The 17,647-nt window shown below is 72.1% G+C and carries 17 protein-coding genes; 10 read left to right on the forward strand and 7 right to left on the reverse strand.

Annotation, left to right across the window (positions count from 1 at the left end):
* Positions 1-576 precede the first annotated feature (576 nt).
* Positions 577-1,308 (reverse strand): DUF7873 family protein, encoded by a 732-nt coding sequence (locus tag IE277_RS14710; protein WP_189952386.1) that lies wholly within the window; start codon positions 1,306-1,308, stop codon positions 577-579.
* Between the two features lie 409 nt (positions 1,309-1,717).
* On the opposite strand from IE277_RS14710, the gene IE277_RS14715 reads away from it, so the two are divergent.
* Positions 1,718-2,668: a quinone oxidoreductase family protein gene (locus IE277_RS14715; RefSeq protein ID WP_189952388.1), complete on the forward strand. Its 951-nt coding sequence runs from the start codon at positions 1,718-1,720 to the stop codon at positions 2,666-2,668.
* A gap of 89 nt (positions 2,669-2,757) precedes the next feature.
* Positions 2,758-3,561, forward strand: a complete 804-nt coding sequence (locus tag IE277_RS14720) for an IclR family transcriptional regulator domain-containing protein (RefSeq protein ID WP_189952390.1) — start codon at positions 2,758-2,760, stop codon at positions 3,559-3,561.
* Positions 3,562-3,685: 124 nt separating this feature from the next.
* On the opposite strand, the gene IE277_RS14725 is transcribed toward IE277_RS14720, so the two are convergent.
* Positions 3,686-5,398 carry an MFS transporter gene (locus IE277_RS14725; RefSeq protein WP_189952392.1) on the reverse strand — a complete coding sequence of 571 codons (1,713 nt, stop codon included), beginning with the start codon at positions 5,396-5,398 and terminating at the stop codon, positions 3,686-3,688.
* Positions 5,399-5,648: 250 nt separating this feature from the next.
* Here IE277_RS14725 and IE277_RS14730 point away from each other — a divergent pair, with 250 nt between their 5' ends.
* On the forward strand, positions 5,649-6,461 hold the full coding sequence (locus tag IE277_RS14730) for a TetR/AcrR family transcriptional regulator (RefSeq protein WP_189952394.1): 813 nt from the start codon (positions 5,649-5,651) through the stop codon (positions 6,459-6,461).
* Here the strand turns inward: IE277_RS14730 and IE277_RS14735 are convergent, their stop codons facing one another.
* Positions 6,462-6,968, reverse strand: coding sequence for a MarR family winged helix-turn-helix transcriptional regulator (locus IE277_RS14735; protein ID WP_189952396.1), 507 nt, complete (start codon positions 6,966-6,968; stop codon positions 6,462-6,464). It abuts the gene before it with no gap.
* A 191-nt stretch (positions 6,969-7,159) separates the two neighbouring features.
* Between IE277_RS14735 and IE277_RS14740 the strand changes: the two genes are divergently transcribed.
* Genes IE277_RS14740 through IE277_RS14750 form a run of 3 tightly spaced genes read left to right on the forward strand, consistent with a single transcriptional unit; the run spans position 7,160 to position 9,738 of the window.
* Positions 7,160-8,524 (forward strand): MBL fold metallo-hydrolase, encoded by a 1,365-nt coding sequence (locus tag IE277_RS14740; RefSeq protein WP_189952398.1) that lies wholly within the window; start codon positions 7,160-7,162, stop codon positions 8,522-8,524.
* A 54-nt stretch (positions 8,525-8,578) separates the two neighbouring features.
* The gene (locus IE277_RS14745; protein ID WP_189952400.1) at positions 8,579-8,995 is read left to right on the forward strand and encodes a rhodanese-like domain-containing protein; all 417 of its coding nucleotides are present in this window, start codon (positions 8,579-8,581) and stop codon (positions 8,993-8,995) included.
* On the forward strand, positions 8,992-9,738 hold the full coding sequence (locus tag IE277_RS14750) for a sulfite exporter TauE/SafE family protein (protein WP_189952402.1): 747 nt from the start codon (positions 8,992-8,994) through the stop codon (positions 9,736-9,738). The genes IE277_RS14745 and IE277_RS14750 overlap by 4 nt, the downstream gene beginning before the upstream one ends.
* Before the next feature lie 54 nt (positions 9,739-9,792).
* Here IE277_RS14750 and IE277_RS14755 read toward each other — a convergent pair whose 3' ends face one another.
* Positions 9,793-10,080 carry a metal-sensitive transcriptional regulator gene (locus tag IE277_RS14755; protein WP_189952404.1) on the reverse strand — a complete coding sequence of 96 codons (288 nt, stop codon included), beginning with the start codon at positions 10,078-10,080 and terminating at the stop codon, positions 9,793-9,795.
* Positions 10,081-10,162: 82 nt separating this feature from the next.
* Here IE277_RS14755 and IE277_RS14760 point away from each other — a divergent pair, with 82 nt between their 5' ends.
* Positions 10,163-10,744, forward strand: coding sequence for a rhodanese-like domain-containing protein (locus IE277_RS14760; RefSeq protein WP_189952406.1), 582 nt, complete (start codon positions 10,163-10,165; stop codon positions 10,742-10,744).
* A gap of 56 nt (positions 10,745-10,800) precedes the next feature.
* Here IE277_RS14760 and IE277_RS14765 read toward each other — a convergent pair whose 3' ends face one another.
* The gene (locus tag IE277_RS14765; protein ID WP_229881450.1) at positions 10,801-11,103 is read right to left on the reverse strand and encodes a hypothetical protein; all 303 of its coding nucleotides are present in this window, start codon (positions 11,101-11,103) and stop codon (positions 10,801-10,803) included.
* Between the two features lie 154 nt (positions 11,104-11,257).
* Positions 11,258-12,712 carry an MFS transporter gene (locus tag IE277_RS14770; RefSeq protein ID WP_229881453.1) on the reverse strand — a complete coding sequence of 485 codons (1,455 nt, stop codon included), beginning with the start codon at positions 12,710-12,712 and terminating at the stop codon, positions 11,258-11,260.
* A gap of 70 nt (positions 12,713-12,782) precedes the next feature.
* Here IE277_RS14770 and IE277_RS14775 point away from each other — a divergent pair, with 70 nt between their 5' ends.
* The 3 genes from IE277_RS14775 (at position 12,783) to IE277_RS14785 (ending at position 15,661) form a co-directional block, all read left to right on the forward strand.
* A complete protein-coding gene (locus IE277_RS14775; protein WP_229881455.1) occupies positions 12,783-13,331 on the forward strand; it encodes a ThuA domain-containing protein in 549 nt (182 codons plus the stop codon).
* On the forward strand, positions 13,316-14,422 hold the full coding sequence (locus tag IE277_RS14780; protein ID WP_189952409.1) for a Gfo/Idh/MocA family protein: 1,107 nt from the start codon (positions 13,316-13,318) through the stop codon (positions 14,420-14,422). The genes IE277_RS14775 and IE277_RS14780 overlap by 16 nt, the downstream gene beginning before the upstream one ends.
* A 231-nt stretch (positions 14,423-14,653) precedes the next feature.
* The gene (locus IE277_RS14785; protein WP_189952411.1) at positions 14,654-15,661 is read left to right on the forward strand and encodes a hydroxyacid dehydrogenase; all 1,008 of its coding nucleotides are present in this window, start codon (positions 14,654-14,656) and stop codon (positions 15,659-15,661) included.
* Positions 15,662-15,921: 260 nt separating this feature from the next.
* On the opposite strand, the gene IE277_RS14790 is transcribed toward IE277_RS14785, so the two are convergent.
* Positions 15,922-17,631, reverse strand: coding sequence for a carbohydrate binding domain-containing protein (locus IE277_RS14790; RefSeq protein ID WP_189952413.1), 1,710 nt, complete (start codon positions 17,629-17,631; stop codon positions 15,922-15,924).
* Between the last annotated feature and the right edge of the window lie 16 nt (positions 17,632-17,647).

Genomic DNA, 17,647 nt, shown 5'->3' on the forward strand with positions numbered 1-17,647 from the left:
GCAGGGACGGCCGGGCAGACTCCGAGCCCCTCCGGGGGACCGTACGGGCACCGCCACTTCTGTCGTCCGGGCACGCCCGTGGACGTGGCGCGGCCTGTGGACGTGGCGCGGCCTGTGGACGTGACGGAGCCCGGGAGTCGTATCCAGCTCCCGGGCCCCTGGGGATGCCACCCAATTGCGCACGCCGGCGGCGTTTAAGAGGACGGATCAGTCATCAGGCCGTCGTGTTCTTCCTTTGAACTACCGCACCGTGAAAGAGGTGCAGGCGAGAGTCGAACTCGCACCCGACGGCGGTCGTCCGGCCTCGGTCGATCCGGCGATCGGCGGCGATGCTGAGACTGGAGCGAGAGTCTGAGATTGATCACGGCTGCCTCTGCCATGTTGGGCTACCCCGGCCCGTAGTTCGCGCTGTGCCGGGGGAAGGACTCGAACCTTCACTGTCACCGTGTCTTTCAGGCTGAACTTCAGTGTCAGCTTGCGCTCATCGCGCGAACCGGTCCTCATACCGGCCCGCGCCTGTCGCGCACCCCCGCGCTCGCACGCGGGGGCGATCATGGACGCTACCCGTCGTCGGCGTCAGCCGAGCAGGTAGCCGAACACCGCGTCGCCGACCCGCTGGTCGGTGATCTCGGCGCCATTGGCCTCCTCACGGGCGAACTTGACCGCCTGCTGGAGCTTTTCGACCCGCTCCACCAGTTCGTTCACCCGACGCGCCGGAAGCGCTCCGGAGAACTTCACGGTCGTCCAGTACCCGATGGGCACGTCTTCGTAGTACACCTCGACCTGCGCCGGGTGCTTGTCGGTCGCCTCCGCCTTGACGTGGTTGCGCGGGACCTTCTTGGTGCGGATCGTGCGCACCGGGTCCGTCTTCCACCAGTCCGTGGACGGGTCCTGCGACCAGGACTCGGCGGCGTCGAGCGTAGGGAGCTTCCGGACGAACGTGTGCAGGTCGGTGAGCTGCTTCTCCAGGAAGAGGAGGTAGCTGACCGGGACATCGGTGACGATCGTCCGGCCGTCGACCGTGATGTCCGCGCGGGCCGTGCAGTTCGCCCAGTCCTTGGTGGCGGTCACGTCGAAGAGGCGGGTGAGCGACGCGGACATCTCCCGCAGTACGTCCTCGGCCTGCACCTGTACGCGCGTGGACTCGGGCGGCAGCTGCTCGCCCTCCTCGTCCTTCGGCTGGTACGTACGCGAGATACCGGCCAGCAGTGCCGGCTTCTGCACCTTGTGGTGCGCCGCGGTGATGTCCTGGAGCGACTTGCTCTTGACGCCCTTTTCGACAGCGATGATCTGGTTCAGCTTCGCCACTTCGGGTCCCCCTTCGAACTGCCGGAAACGTATCCCGCCGGCCCGAACACCCGCACGTCATTATTCGGCGGGCGAGGGGACGGCAGACCGGTCCGAGCACCCAGCCCCGCGCCGTACCGTCCACACTGCCGGCCGCACCCCCGTGACGGCCGGCAGTGGGGAAAGTGCCTGGCAAGCGCGAGGCGGCATCACTATGTCTCTCCGAAAGGGCAAATGCAACCTGCTGATTTCCCTTCTCATCTCGTGAGAAGTTCAAGATCGAACTTTCTCGTCGAGTGAGAAAAGGCCTGCCCTTTCTCGCCTCGTGAGAAAGATGCATAAGACAGGTGCCCAGGTCGGAGGGCGTGGCGCCGATGTCCTAGCCTGTCGTGGGTACACATCCGGACCGCGGCGAGTCGATAGGAGTGCTGTGCGCGCCATTGTCATGAGGGAATTCGGCGGGCCTGAGGTCCTGCGGCTGGAGGACGTTCCCGACCCCGAGCCCGAGCGCGGACAAAACGTGCTGGACGTGCGGCTGGCAGGGGTCAACTACGCAGATGTGCATGTGCGGGGAAATACCTATCTCGCGCCGGTCGAGTTGCCGTACATCCCCGGCAACGAGGTCGTCGGCACCACGGCGGACGGCAAGCGCGTCGTGGCGCTGACCCGGGGCGGCGGCTATGCGCAGAAGGTGGCCGTGCACCGCAGGCTGCAATGGGAGGTCCCCGACGAGATCACCGACGAACAGGCCGTGCCGCTGGCCCTGCAGGGAAACAGCGCCTACCACCTCCTGTTCACGGCCGCCCAGCTCACCAAGGGGCAGACCGTCGTCATCCCCGCCGCGGCCGGCGGTGTAGGAACACTGGCCGTTCAGCTGGCGCACCGGGCGGGTGCCCGGGTCATCGCCCTCGCCGGCACGGAGGACAAGCGCCGGCTGGCCCTGGAGCTCGGGGCGACCGCTGCCGTCGACTCCGCCGACGAGGACGGTCTGACGGAGCGGATCCTCGACGCGGCGGGCGGGCCCGTGCACGCCGCCCTGGAGATGACGGGTGGCAGCACGCTGCTGCGGACCCTCGACGCGGTCGGCCCGCGCGGCAGGCTCGTCGTGTACGGCTTCGCGGGCGGGCAGCTCGCCGACGTCCCCGTGCACACACTGCTGCAGAAGTCCGTGACCGTCGCCGGCTTCTGGCTGCCGCACCTGTACGCCGACCGGACGCTCCCGCTGGCCGCGTCCATGCGGCAGCTCTTCGACGCCGTCATCAACGGCACACTCAAGATCGTGACCGGGGGGATCCACCCGCTCTCCGATGCGGCAAAGGTGCATGAGGTGCTCAACAACCGAACGGGTACGGGCAAGTTCAGTCTCGATCCCACCACGTAATAGTCTTGTCCCCCTGTACACGGCGCCGGCGCCGTGTACGACCGCGCCCCAGGAGGACGGGCGCGGAGGCGCTGAAGGGGGTACGGCTGATGAGTGGACAGCGTGGAACCGGGACCAGCTACGCCGACCGCTTCATGCGGGTGCAACAGGCGTTCGTCACGCTGGGCCCCGGCGCCCACCGGTTGTCCGAGATCGCCAAGACCGCCGATCTCGACGACTCCACCACCGGCCGCATGCTCACCGCCGGCACCTACAACAACACCTTCGTCCGTATCGACCGGGGCCTGTACCAGCTCGGCAGCACGGTCGGTGACCTCGGGCTGCACGCGCTCTCCGAGGACAACCTCTCCGGCCGCGAGGCCACGGAGGTCCTGCAGGGCCTGCGCGCCGCGACCGACAACGGTCTGGTCTTCCTGTACATGAGGGCTCCGTTCGGTATCGCGGGCCGGCAGTGTCTCGACATGGCGGTGGGGGATTCCGATCTCGTCGAGCTGGGCATGACGCCGCGCGATGTCCTCTCGGTCACCCGGTCGCTGCGCACCGGCGCCTCGGGCCGGACGATCCTCGCCTATCTGCCCGAACAGGTGCAGCAGCGGGTGGCCGCCGACCCGGTCCCGGAGGAAGCCGGTCCCGGCGTGATCCGGGACGGTGACGAACTGCTCGCCTCCCTCGCCGACATCCGCGACCAGGGCTACGCCCTCGGGTACCAGGAGTGCATGGCGAAGTGGAACTCCGTCGCCGCCCCGGTCATCTGGGACGGCTCGATCTGGGGCGCGGTCCTGCTGCTCAAGCCCATGGACGTCATGCCGGAGGCTCCCCTGCGCTACATCTACGCCACCATCACGGCGGCCGCCGCGCTCAGCGGCCTCGGCGGGGCCTGGCAGACGGACTGATCATCCACCGCCCGGTGCGTGGGGCGGCCAACGTGTCGTGACGGCTGTCGGATCGGGGCGGCCGGGCAGTCACCGCTCGGTGCTGCCCGGCCGCCCGGTGCGCCGGTGCCGGTGTGGCTGGGGCTCAGTGCCCGGCGGCCTCCTCTGGGCGGGCGTGGCGCGGCAGGAGGAAGGCGAGCAGGAAGGTCAGGGCGAGCATGCCGTCCACGATCCAGAGCATCGTCTTCATCACGGAGCCGAAGCCACCCCGGAAGGCCGATGACGCGGTGGACTGCAGCGCGGCGGGTATCCGCTCGCCGGCCTGAGGCGAGGTCACGGCGGACCGGGTGTCCTTCTCCAGACGGGCGCAGGACGCGGGGGTCGCGGCGGGGTCCTTGGCGACGGCGCGGTCCGAGGCGCAGGTGCGCAGGTCCGCCACGATGTGTTCCCGGGCGGCCGGCGCGACATGCGCGGCGGCCAGCTGCCCGCGCAGACCGTCCGCGCGGTGGTCGACGGCGGTGGCGATCCCGCCGCCGAGCAGACCGAAGAACACGGTGCCGAGGAGCGCCACCCCGAACGCGCCGCCGAGCTGCTGAACGGCGGTCATCGTGCCGGACGCCGAGCCCGTCTCGTGCTGTTCGACGCTGGCCAGCACGATGTCGAAGAACGGCGCCATGAGCAGGCCCATTCCGATGCCCGAGACGAGCAGGGACGGCACCAGCTGCCAGGGGCCGACGCCGCTGCCCGCGAGATCGAGGGTCAGCCACACGCCGAACACGCCGAGCGCCATGACGAGGGCGCCCGCCTGCAGCACGGCCCGGCCGAACCGGGCGACTCCCTGAGCGACGCCGAAGCCGACGATCATGCCGCCCGACCAGGGCACCATCACCAGGCCGGCCTTGAGCGGTGAGTAGCCGAGGCCGATCTGGGTGTAGAGATTGAAGACCAGCATGAAGCCCTGCATGGTCGAGAAGAAGACCAGTCCGAGCGTCATGCCGCCGCTGAACCCGCGCTTGCGGAAGAGGCTCGGGACGACCAGCGGGTCCAGGCCGGCCTTGCTGCGGCGCGACTCGTACGTGCCGAAGACCGCGAAGACGGCCGCCGAGGCGCCCATCATCACGAACGTCCACACGGGCCAGTCGTACTCCCGGCCCTGGACGAGCGGGAAGATGATGAGCAGCGCGGCCAGGGAGACCAGGACCATGCCGGGGATGTCCAGGCGCGGCCTGCTGCCGGTCCGGCCCCTCGGCAGATAGCGCAGGGCACCGAGGAAGGCCGCGGCACCCAGCGGCAGATTGATCAGGAAGATCATCCGCCAGCCGGTGCCGAAGTAGTCGGCGTCCACGAGCCAGCCCGCCAGGATCGGCCCGCACACCGCGGACAGCCCCATGACCGGACCGAACATGCCGAAGGCCTTCTGGGACTCCTTCGGCGGGAACATCTCCTTGATCATGCCGAGGCCCTGCGGCAGCATCACCGCGCCGAACAGTCCCTGGACGACACGTGCCCCGATCAGCATCTCGGGCGACACGGACAGCGCGCACAGCAGCGAACCCAGGGTGAAGCCGGCGGCCCCGACCAGGAACATCCGGCGGCGCCCGTGGATGTCTCCGAGCCGCCCGCCGGTGACGAGTCCGACGGCCATCGACAGGGTGTACGCGGCGGCGAGCCACTGCAGGGTGGAGGCGCCGCCGCCGAGGTCGGCCCGCATGGAGGGGCCGGCGATGTTCGTGACGACGGCATCGAGGAGATCCATCACCTCGGCCGCCAGGATCACGAAGAGCGCAGCCCAGCGCCACCGGTACGGCGCTGGCGAGTCGGTGGGCGCCTCGACGGACGCGACACCGGTGGTGGACATCGGAACTCCTCGGAAGAGGGCCGCGCGGCGGTGGTGCCGCGAGCGCGGTGGGCTGGACGGGACAGGTGAACGCTGTTCACTATAGCCGAACAGTGCTCACCGGGAGAACGGTGTTCATTAAGATATAGCGCAAAGCTCGACGCCGGACAAGATATATCGCGTTCGGAGTCCGGGTGGGTGCTGCCCGCCGGTGGAAGGTGACGGCGGACACCTCGGAGAACACTGTTCTCCCGCCGCCTAGACTGTGGTCATGACCGACGCGGCCGCCGGCGCCCCCGAACCCCCTCCGCCGTCCCCCTGGGATCGCGAGCGTCCCGCGCGCGCCCACGTCGTTCCCGCGCGTACACCGCTGTCCCGGCAACGGGTCGTCGAGGCCGCCTTCGCCGTGCTGGACCGTCAGGGCCTCGACGGACTGTCGATGCGTCAGGTGGCCGCCGAACTGGGGGTCGCGGTCTCCGCCCTGTACGCCCATGTCCGTTCCAAGGACGACCTCTTGGAGCTGATGTACACCCGGCTCTTCGACGGCTTCGAGGTGCCCGCGCCCGATCCGGAACGATGGCGGCAGCAGGTGCGGGACTACGCCCGCGCCGGCCGGCGCCGGCTGCTCTCGCACCGTGACATGGCCCGGATCTCCATGGCCCATGTCCCCTTCACCGCCGAACTGCTGCCGCACGTCGAGGCGTTGCTGGCCGTCTTCCGCACCGCCGGGCTGCCCGACCGGATCGCGGCGGAGGCCGGTGACCTCATCTCCACCTATATCGACGGCTTCGTCCTGGAGGAGGGGATGTGGCAGGACCGGGCCGCCGGGCACGGCGGTGACGGTTCCTCACTGGCCCGGCCCGACTGGCGGGAGATGGCCGACGAGATGAAGAACTACTTCGCCTCTCTCCCCGTGGAGGACTTCCCGCATCTGCGCGCACTGGCCGGGCTGATGGTGTCGGACTCCTCCGACGAGCGCTTCGACGTGGGCATTGAGATCATCCTGCGCGGCCTCGCCAGCTATCTCCCGGACCCGCCGGCCGCCGCGCCCGCGGAGGGCGGCCGGGCCGCGAACGCCACCTGATCAGTCCGCCGGTGTCCCCTCGGCCGGTTCGCCGAGGTGTTCGGCGAGTTGGAACAGGGCGGGCAGCGCGTCGGTGATGGCCGTCCTGGCGCTGTCGTCGAGTGCCGCCAGCGCGGCGTCGATACGGCGTTCATGGGCGGTGGTCCAGGAGGCGAGCTTCTCGCGGCCGGCGTCGGTGAGGGTGACGACGGAGGCGCGGCGGTCGGCGGAGTCCACGTCACGTGCCACGAGCCCCGAGGCGATCATCTGGCCGATCAGTCCGCTGACCGTGCTCGGCGCCAGCCGCCGGCGCGCGGCGAGGTCGCTGATCCGCGCGGGGGAGTGCTCGCCGAGCACCTGGAGCAGCTCGACCTGTGCCATGGGCAGGGTCTCCCACGGGTAGTCGGTGCGGATCGAGGAGCGCAGCGCGCGGCGCAGCCGGGTCACGGCCTCGGTGAGCTGACGAGCCTCGGGCGCCTGGGGGGCGGAGCCGGGCGCGGAGACGTCGGAGCGGGGCTGCGCGGACATGCGGCAAGGGTAGCCGGACCGCGCCGGGACGCGGGCCCGGCGTCCAGGCCCGGACGCCCGTCCGCCGCGCCTTGTCATGGGCTCGCGAGCCGTCCCATGGCGCTTTCCCTGCTCCCGAAAATACCCCCCGGGGTACTCGTGCTACCGTCGATGTATACCCCCGGGGGTAATTTCCGTGAAAGGAGTACCTCGTGTTCTTCGTCGACACGATCGAGACGGCCGGGCTCGGCAACCGCAGCTACCTGGCAGGCGGCGAGCGGGCAGCCGTCGTGGTCGACCCGCCCCGCGACATCGACCGAGTGATCGCGGCGGCCGTGCGGCGCGGGGTGCGGATATCCCACGTCGTCGAGACACATGTCCACAACGACTACGTCACCGGCGGCCTGGAACTGGCCCGCGTCACCGGCGCCGCATACCTCGTCCCCGCCGGGGCCGCGGTCTCGTACGCCCGCGTGCCGGTGCGGGACGGGGACCGCCACGAGATCGACCCCGCCGCCGGCCTGGTACTGCGCGCGCTGGCGACGCCCGGCCACACCCCGCACCACACCTCCTACGCGCTCGACGAGCACGGAACGGCCGTCGCCGTGTTCACCGGCGGCTCCCTGCTCATCGGCACCGTCGGCCGCCCCGACCTGGTCGAACCGCGGCTGACGGAGCCGCTGGCGCGGGCCCAGCACGCCTCCGCGCACCGGCTGGCCGCCGAGCTGCCGGACACCACGGCGGTGCTGCCCACGCACGGCTTCGGCAGCTTCTGCTCCGCCGGCCGGACGGCCGGCGAATCCACCACGATCGGCGCGGAGAAGACCTCCAACGAGGCCTTCACGCGGGACGTGGACACCTTCGTCGCCGACCTGCTGGCCGGCCTGGACGACGTACCGGCGTACTACGCCCACATGGGCCCGGCCAACACCGCCGGACCCGCGCCCGTCGACCTGACCCCGCCGGCCCTCGCCGACGCCGACGAGATCGCCGTCCGGCTCGCCGCCGGAGAGTGGGTCGTCGACCTGCGCCACCGGCTCGCCTTCGCCGACGGCCATGTCGCGGGCTCGGTCAACATCGAGGCCGAGGGGCAGCTCGCCACCTATCTGGCCTGGCTGGTTCCGTGGGGCAGGCCGGTGACCCTGCTCGCCGACTCCGCCGAGCAACTCGCCGCCGCGCAACGAGAGTTGGTCCGGGTCGGCATCGACCGCCCGGCCGCCGCGGCCACCGGGGAACCGTCCGGCTGGGCACGTGAGGGCGAGGCCCTCGCCTCCTTCCCGCAGGCCACGTTCAGCGACCTCGCGGAGCGGTCCGGGGACGGCGTCGTCGTACTGGACGTCCGCCGGGACGCGGAGCGGGCGACCGGCTTCATCGAGGGCTCGGTCCACCTCCCCGTGCACACCCTGCACCGCCGCCTGCACGAGGTCCCCGAGGGCGAGGTGTGGGTCCACTGCGCCGGCGGCATGCGCGCGGCCATCGCCGCCTCCCTGCTCGACGCGGCGGGCCGGCGGGTCGTGGCCGTGGACGACGCGTTCGACGCGGCCGAGAAGGCCGGGCTCACCGTCCGCGCGCGCTGACGACGGCCGCCACAGATCATCGCACCGAGAAGACGAACAGGAGCGAGAACCACGATGAGTCCCTTCGGACCCGGCCGGAGCGCCCCGGCACGGGTGAACGCGCTGGAGGCCGCCGCCGACACCGGGCACGGTCACACCTCCGGCACCACCTGCGGCACCACTTCCGCAACCGCCGCCGGAACCTCCGTACTGCTCGACGTACGCGAAGCCGACGAGTGGCATGCCGGGCATGCCCCCGGCGCCGTCCATCTGCCCCTCGGCGCGCTGTTCTCCGGTGCCGCGTTGCCCCATTCGGCGCAGGCGCTGCCCGTCGTCGTGATCTGCCGGTCGGGCAACCGGTCCCGGCAGGCCGCCGAACTGCTGTGTGCCCGGGGCGTCGAGGCCGTCGACGTGGTGGGCGGCATGCGGGCCTGGGCGGAGGCGGGGCTGCCGGTCGTGGACGCGCGGGGCGGGAACGGGACCGTCGCGTGAGCGCGGTCATACTCGCGCTGATCGCCGGCGCCGTCATAGGCCTGGCGCTCGGCGCCCTCGGCGGCGGTGGCAGCGTCCTGGCCGTCCCCGCCCTGATCTATCTGCTCGGGTTCACCCCGGTCGCGGCCACCACGGCCAGCCTCGTCATCGTCAGCGTCACCTCCGCGACGGCCCTGTCCGCACATGCCCGCGACGGGCATGTCCGCTGGCGTACGGGGCTGCTGTTCGCGGCGGCGGGGATCGGCCCCGCGATGCTGGGCGGCGCGCTCGCCGGACGTCTGCCGGCGGCCGTGCTGACCCTGACCTTCGCCCTGGTCGCGGCGGTCGCCGCGCTCCGCATGCTCAGGCCCGGGCCCGCCGCCGAGAACACCGCCCCGGTACGGCCGGGCCGGGCGGCGGCCGCCGGTGCCGGACTGGGCGCGGTCACCGGCGTCCTCGGGGTGGGCGGCGGCTTCCTCGCGGTGCCCGCGCTGGTCAATGTCCTCGGGATGCGGATGCGGGCGGCCGTGGGCACCAGCCTGCTCGTCATCACGGTCAACTCGCTGGCCGCGCTGGCGATGCGCGCCGGTACGGCCGAAGGGCTGGACTGGGCGGTCATCGCACCGTTCGCCGGGGCGGCGGTCCTGGGTGCCTGGGACGGCAAGCGGCTCTCGGCGAGGCTGCCGGGCGGGGTCCTCCAGCGGGTCTTCGCCTTCGTCCTGCTGGCAGTGGCCGGCGTCATGCTGCTGGACGCGGTGGTGTGATGACCGCCGCCCACCGGCAAACCGGGCTTCCTTACGCCGGCAAAACGGGCTTTCTCACGCCAGCGACAGGAACAGCTTCTCCAGCCGCGCGCGCATCGCCTCCGTGTCCTCGCCGTTCTTGCGGCCCGATTCGATGTCGGCCACGCACTGCTGCAGGCCGGTGGCGATGATGGCGAAACCGGCTCGGTCGAGTGCCCGTGAGGCGGCGGCCAGTTGTGTGACGACGTCCTCGCAGTCCCGCCCCTCCTCGATCATCCGGATCACGCCGGAGATCTGGCCCTGCGCACGCCGCAACCGGTTCAGCACGGCCTTCAGGGACTCGCCCGCAAGCTCCAGTTCCACGATCACTCCTCAAGAAAATACCCCTAGGGGTACTGTACGTCCCGGTTAGGGACGGCGGCGACCATCAAGGATCATCTCTGCCATGACCACCACCCCTCGTGCCCTCGACACCGACCAGGCCCGCGCCCGGCTGCACGACCTCACCGTCATCGATGTGCGCACCCCCGGGGAGTACGCCTCCGGCCATCTGCCCGGCGCCCTCAACGTCCCCCTGGACCAGATCAGGCGCGCGCTGCCCGAGATCCGGCAGGCCGCCGGACGGGGCGACGTCCTCGTCGTGTGTGCCTCCGGCGCACGTTCGGAGAACGCCTGCAAACTCCTTGCCGAGCAGGACATCCCGACCGCCACACTCGTCGGCGGCACCACCGCGTGGGCCGTCGAGGGGCACGATCTGCACCGGCCCGCCGCCTGTGAGACCCGGGCCGGCTGGGCCATGGAGCGGCAGGTCCGCTTCACCGCCGGGACGGTCGTACTCCTGGGCCTGCTTCTCGGCTTCCTCGTGCACCCGGCGTTCCAGCTCCTGTCGGCCGGCATCGCGGGCGGCCTTGTCTTCAGCGCGCTCACCGACACCTGCGGCATGGCCGTGGTGCTCGGCAAGCTGCCGTACAACCGGCCCCGCCCGGCCGACCTCGCCGCGACGCTCGCGGCACTGCGCCGCGGCTGACCGCCCTCAGCGGCCGACCGTCCGCCGTGCCGGCCGACTGCCGCGGCCGGCCGTCCTCAGTGAGCGGCGTCCCGCGGCCCGGCGTCGGCGGACTGTTCGGTCGCGCCGGCCTGGCCCGCCTGCTGCAGGAGCAGGCGGGCCAGGCCGCGCGCCTCGGCCGGGGTGAGGGCCGCCCAGACGCCCGGCTCGCCGCCCTGGTCCTCTCCCACGTTCAGGGCGATGCGGCGGACGGGCCGGTCCGGGGGGCCGAGCCGCAGGTGCCGTACCTCGATCCTGCGACCGCAGCCGGTCACCAGGGGGATCTGTTCGGCACGGCTCACCTCGATGCCGTGGAGCCGGTCGCTCGCCGTCGTCGTCATGGGTCTCACGCTCCTCCGCCGGCCGGTTCGGTCCGGTGCGGTCGCCACCCCGGGGTCCGATACCTGGCGGGGTATCAGGAGTAGCGCTCCGTGCGAGGGAGTTGTTCCCGGCCGGGCCTCACAGAGCCTGAAAGGGGATCTGCCGTCGGCGTGGTCACCGGGCTGACCGCGCCGGTTCCGCAACCGTGCGCGGGCTCAGCCATGCCGCCGCCACGGCGAGCGCCGAGGCCGCCACCAGGACGGCCGCGGCCCAGCGGCTCCCGGTTTCGATGTCGCTGCCCGCCAGGTGCAGGGCGAGGGTCACCAGGGCGACGCCCAGCGCGGTGCCGAGCCCTCGTGTCATGTTCACCAGGCCACCGCCCGTACCGGAGGAGCAGGCGGGTATCGCGCCCATGACCATGGCGTTGTTGGCCGGGGTGAAGATGCCCAGCCCCAGTCCGGTCAGCGTCAGCACCGGCACCAGCCCGCCGATCACCGGCGGGACCACCAGCAGCCCGGTCACCGCCGCGGTGAAGACACCGGCGCCGGCCAGGCAGCGCGCGCGGTCCGGGAGGTGGTGGGGCAGAAGCCGGTCACCGCCCGTCGCGGCCAGCGCGAACCCGGCCGGCAGGGCGGTGAGCACCAGCCCGGCGGTCAGGTCCGAAGAGCCTCGCGCGGTGAGGACGACCGGCACCAGCACCAGCGGGCCGAACAGCACCAGGTAACCGCTCAGCGCCCCCATCAGCCCGAATGCCACCGGCCGCACTCGGAGCAGGGCCAGGTCCAGCAAGGGCGCGGTCGTCCGCCGCTGCCGACGGACTAAGGCCCGGCCCGCCGCTGCGGCCACCGCGAACAGAGCGACCACGCCCCAGTCCGGCACCGGCAGCCCGGACGCCGCGGACACGGCCATCAAGGCGCCGGTGGTCGCCGAGGCCAGCAGGAGGAGGCCCGGCCAGTCGAAGCGGGCGACCCGGGTCCTGGCGCGGGTGCGGGGCAGCAGATAGTGGCCGCCGATCAGAGCGACCACGCCGACGGGGACGTTCACCCAGAACACCCACCGCCAGCCCAGCGTCGTCACCAGCGCCCCGCCCACCGTCGGCCCCAGGGCCAGCCCCAGCGCCTGGGCGGCGGCCTGCACCCCCAGGGCGCTGCGCATCCGCTCGCGCGGCGCGCTGGTGGTCACCAGCGCCACGCTGTTGGCCTGCATCATGGCCGCCCCTGCCGCCTGCACCACTCGGAAGCCCACCAGTGCCGCCAGCGAGGGCGCGAGGCCGCAGGCGGCGGAGGCCAGCGTGAAGACGGCGAAGCCGTACAGGTAGAGGAGCTTGCGGCCGTGCGCGTCCGCCAGCCGGCCGGCCGGGACCAGCAGCGCCACCAGCGTCAGCAGATAGGCCAGCGACACCCACTCCACGGCGGCCAGCGAGCTGTGGAACCCGGTGCGCAGACTGCCGTAGGTCAGGGTCACGATGCTGGCGTCCAGCTGCCCCATGAACGCGCCGAAGCACACCGTGCCCACGGCCAGCCACCAGCCGTTCGGCCGTGACCTTATCCCCTCGGGACGGGGCCGCTCCACGGTGAGTACGGCGGGCCAGCGCCTCCTGGACGGGTGGGGACTCATGTCGGTGGCCATGCGTCCAGATTACATCGGTCACCGAAATATTTTGCCCACGTCCTATCCGCCGCGGGGATGCCCGCTCCCCATGGTGCCGACGGATCACCATCCCGTCCGGGGCCGGTCGGAAAGCGCATGCTCCAAGTTCGTTCAGTGTGTTGACAAATATCCGTGGCGGTTCATACGTTCACCGGGGCACCGTGCGTGGCACCGCCCGAGCAGCGCCAAGTCCCCCGGGCTGGCCGGCTGGCACGGCGGCATCGTCGACTGCTTCCACGACCACGGCTACCATCTGCTGACCGGCGGCACGTTCGTGATGCACCCGCCGGGCTTCCACGACCACACCGTGCACCTGCTGCCCGAGCGGGCCGACCACCCCGTCGTCGCGGGGCTGGACGACTTTTCCGTGCGCACCGAGCAGTACTGGGTGCTGACCGACCCGCACATCGACGTGCTGGCCACCACCGTCTTCCCGCCCGACGACCTGCGCGACCGGCCCGCCGTGATGCCCGCCGTGTGGACCAGGACCTGGGGAGCGGGACGGGTCTTCTCGACCATCGGGCACAAGCCCGACGACTTCGACGTGCCCGAGGTGCGCACGCTGACCGAGAGGGGACTGCTGTGGGCGAGCCGCTGAAGCCGTTGCGCAACGGCATCGTGGGCGCCGGGAAGATCAGCGGCGCCTGCCTGTCGACGCTGGAACGGCTGACGTCCCTGCGGCTGACCGCCGTCACCGACCTCGACCGAAGCCGCGCGCAGGCCGTCGCGGAACACGCGCCGGCCGGGCGTCCGGTGCCCGTGGCCCCGTCCGTGGCCGCCCTCGCGGCCAGGGACGACATGGACGCCGTACTCAACCTCACGATCCCGGCCGCGCACGCGGACGTAGCCCTGGCGGCGCTCGGCGCGGGCAAGCACGTCTACGGCGAGAAGCCCCTCGCGGCGAACCGAAAGGAGGCCGACGCCGTGCCGGCCGCCGCGCGTGAGGCGGGAACGCGGGTCGCCTGCGCGCCCGACACGGTCCTCGGCACCGGAACCCAGACCGCGCGCAAGGCGGTCGACGACGGACTGATCGGCAGGCCGCTCGCGGCCACCGCCTTCATGACCGGCGCGGGCCGCGAGAGGTGGCACCCCGACCCGGAGTTCTACTACTGGTCGGGCGGTGGCCCGCTCCTCGACATGGGGCCGTACTACCTCTCCGCCCTGGTCCATCTGCTCGGTCCGGTGGTCCGCGTGATCGGTGCCTCCTCCCGGCCCCGTACCCGACGCACGATCGGCAGCGGGCCCCGCGCCGGACACACCTTCCCGGTGGCGGTGGACACCCATGTCACCGGCGTCCTGGAACACACGGGCGGAGCCCTGTCCACCCTGGTCATGAGCTTCGACATCCATGCCGCGCGGCTGCCGCGCATCGAGGTGCACGGCACCGACGCCTCGCTGTCCGTGCCCGACCCCAACGTCTTCGACGGCCCGGTCGAGATCCACCGCGGCGACGGGTGGGAGACGCTGCCGGTGTCCGCCGGCTACCGCGGCGCGGGGCGGGGCGTGGGCCTCGCCGATCTGGCCGAGGCGTTGCCGGCCGGGCGTGCGCACCGTGCCTCGGCCGAACTCGCCGCGCACGTCCTGGACATCATGCTCACGCTCATGGACGCGGCCGAGCAGGGTCGCGCGCTGCCGGTGACCAGCACCTGCGAGCGCCCCAGCCCGGCCGCCGACGGCCCCGCCCGCTGAAGAGCCAACGCGGGCGACGCGCCCCGGTGAGTGCTCGGCGAGACGCGGCCTGCCGTCTTCGAGGAGGCGGTGCGGAATCTCGCGAGGCGGCGTGGAATCCGGCCGTGGACCCGGAGGTCCTCCGCGAGCCGATGGCCGGGCCGCCCCGCGGCGGATCATCATGGCGTCCGGCCCCCGGCGGCCGCTCACCAGAAGATCTCCTCCCCACGCCCGAAACGAGGACCGCACGACATGACTGCCCGACCCGACCTGCCCACCGCGGTCTGCGTCATGGACCCGGCCATTGCCGGCCAGGTGCTCCCCGCGCGGCTGCGCGCACGCCTGTCCGCATCCGTCCGGCTCGCCCCGGGCCCGGCCCCCTCGGCGCCACGGGCGACGTTCCCCGCCCAGTTCGCCGAGGCGGAGATCCTGATCAGCGGCTGGGGCTGCCCGCGGCTCACGGCCGGCGTCCTGGACCGGGCGCCCCGCCTGCGCGCCGTGATGCACGCCGCCGGCACCGTCAAGTCGCTGGTGAGCGATGCGGTGTGGGAACGGGGCATCGTCGTGTCCTCGGCGGCCGACGCCAACGCCGGACCCGTCATCGCCTACACGCTCGCGCTCATCACGCTCGCCGCGCGGCGCACCCTGACCATGGCGGCCCGCTACGGCGCCGGCTGGCCCCGCGCCGATGACCGTTCGGGCGCCGACGGCAGCACCGTGGGCATCGTGGGAGCCTCCCGCATCGGCCGCGGTGTGCTGGCCGGACTGCGCGGCTCCGACGCGGGCCACCGGCTGTTGCTGACCGATCCGTGGGTGACGGACGAGGAGGCGCGGCGGCTGGGCGCGCAGCGGGTCGAACTGGCCGAGCTGTGCCGTCGGTCGGCGGTGGTGAGCGTCCACACCCCGCTGCTGCCGGAGACGACCGGTCTGCTGGACGCGGAGATGCTCGGGCTCGTCCCGGACGGCGGCGTGCTCATCAACACGGCCCGGGGTGCCGTCGTCGACACGGAGGCGCTGACCCGTGAATGCGTCTCCGGCCGGCTGGAGGCGTACCTCGACGTGACGGACCCCGAACCGCTGCCGGCCGGCCACCCCTTGCTGTCCCTGCCCCATGTGCTGGTCACCCCGCACATCGCCGGCGCCCAGGGCAGCGAGGTGCAACGGCTGGGACGGTATGCGGTGGCGGAGGTCGAACGATGGCTGACGGGCGCGCCGCTGCTCGGCGCGGTCACCCGAGAGGCGCTCCCGCACCTGGCCTGAGCCCTCGACCGGCCTGAGCCCTCCCGCCGCCGCGCGCCCGCTCGCGGCGTGCTCGACCGTGCGGCGGACGCCGATGTGCGGGACCTGCCGGGCATCGCCGTCCGCTGGTCCTGGATGCCGAGGCACGGCACGCGGTGCGGGCGGCGGCCGAGAAGGCGGGCCGGCAGGTGCACGCTTACCTGGGATGCGCGACGGCGTCCCGGTGACCCGCGCCGTGACCGTGGAGGCGGACGGCCGGCAGCGTGCCGCCGGGGACGGCTCTAACCGAGGGTGAAGTCGTCGGTGTGGACTGCGGACTGGCCGTACCAGCCGTGGACGTAGACGGTGACGGTTCCGCTGCTGCCGGTGGTGAAGGCGGCCGTCAGCTGGTTCCAGCTCGTGCTGTTCGACCATGTGCCGGCGGTGGCGCCGCCGCTGACCCCGATGTAGGCGTAGGGGCCCTGGACCCAAGCGGTGAGCGTGTAGCTGTGGTGGGGGGAGAGGGCGACGGTCCGGTCGCACTCTCCGGTGCCGCCGGCGCTCGGGGTGACCTGCAGGGCATGGCTGCCGGAGTGCACCGGGTCGGTGACCACCGTGCTGTCGCCCGTGCAGGTCCAGGGGCTCGGACTGCCGCTCTCGAAGCCGGCGTTGGTGAGCGGGCCCCCGCCGCCCCCGCCCCCGCTGGAGGTGACGGTGAGCGTGTAGGTCGCGCTGTGGCTGCCGCCGGCGGCGGCCGTGCCGGTCACGGTGATCGGGTAGGTGCCGGCGGCCACGGACGCCCCGACCGTCGCCGTCAGCGTCGAGCTGCCGCCGGAGGTGAGGGAGGCGGGGCTGAAGGAGACGCCGACACCGGAGGGCGCACCGGAGGCGGACAGGCCGACGGACTCGCCGCTGCCCGCGGTGACGGCCGTGGCGACGGTCGCGGTGGCGGAGCCGCCCTGGGCGACCGACGCGGAGCCGGGGGCCAGCGACAGGGAGAAGTCACTGGCGGTGCCGCCGCCCCCGCCGCCCGTACTGCCCTCGTAGGGCACGAACGCGTCCGTGAACGCGAGGCTGTTCTGGCTGATCTCGCTGCACGTGGGCAGGGAGTTGGCGCTTTTGCTGCACGGCTGGTCCCGGTTGACCGACCAGAACGCCAGCCGGCCGACGCCGTTCTGCGCGGCGAAGTTCTCCACCGTCCGCGCGTCCGCGAGGGTGAACGTGGAGCCGTCGTCGTTCTTGCCGATCATCGGGGTGATCCCGAGGTCGGCGTAGGTGTAACCGGAGTCGACGGACTGCATCTGCGCCAGCGTGGCCCTGGCGGCGTCGACGGCCCCCTGGCCCATCTCGGTGCCGGTGCCCGCGTAGTAGTCCATGGCCATGATGTTGACCACGTCGATCCTGATGCCCGCGTTCTTGGCGGCCTTGAGGATGTTGACGCCGTCGTTGGTCAGGCCGCTCGTCAGCACCGGCAGGGTCATCGAGAACCGCAGGCCGGGGTCGGCCGCCTTGAGGTCCTTCATCGCCTGCATCTGACGGACCGCGGCCGCGGTGTCCGCGACGGCGGCGCCCTCGACGTCGAAGTCGAGCCGGGTGACGCCGTAGTCGTTGATGAGGGCCTGGTATCCGGCGTCGATGCTGCTCTGTGTGGAGCAGGTCCAGGCGAGCGGCTCACCGCTCGCTCCGCCGGAGGAGATGATGACCGAGGCGCCCTCGGACTTCGCCCTGGCGATCTCGGGGTCGGTGTAGGAGTCGTTGCCGATGGGGAGTGTGTCGCCCCATATCTGGTTGCAGCCCTCGCCGAGGACGAAGGCCGCGGTGTAGGCCTTGAGGTGGTGTCCGGCGACGGCCGTGTCGAGCATGCCTTCCTGGCCGTTCGACATGTCGACATAGGGAGCCACGGAGTAGACGCTGCTCGTCGCGGCGCTGCCGGCCGGAGCCAGGGCGACGGCGGCGCCGGTGGCCGTGAGGGCGAGCGCGCACGCGGATGCCGCAAATCTTGCCAGGTGCATGACAATGCCCTCTTTC

The sequence above is a fragment of the Streptomyces alanosinicus genome, from assembly GCF_014650595.1.
Classification (GTDB): domain Bacteria; phylum Actinomycetota; class Actinomycetes; order Streptomycetales; family Streptomycetaceae; genus Streptomyces; species Streptomyces alanosinicus.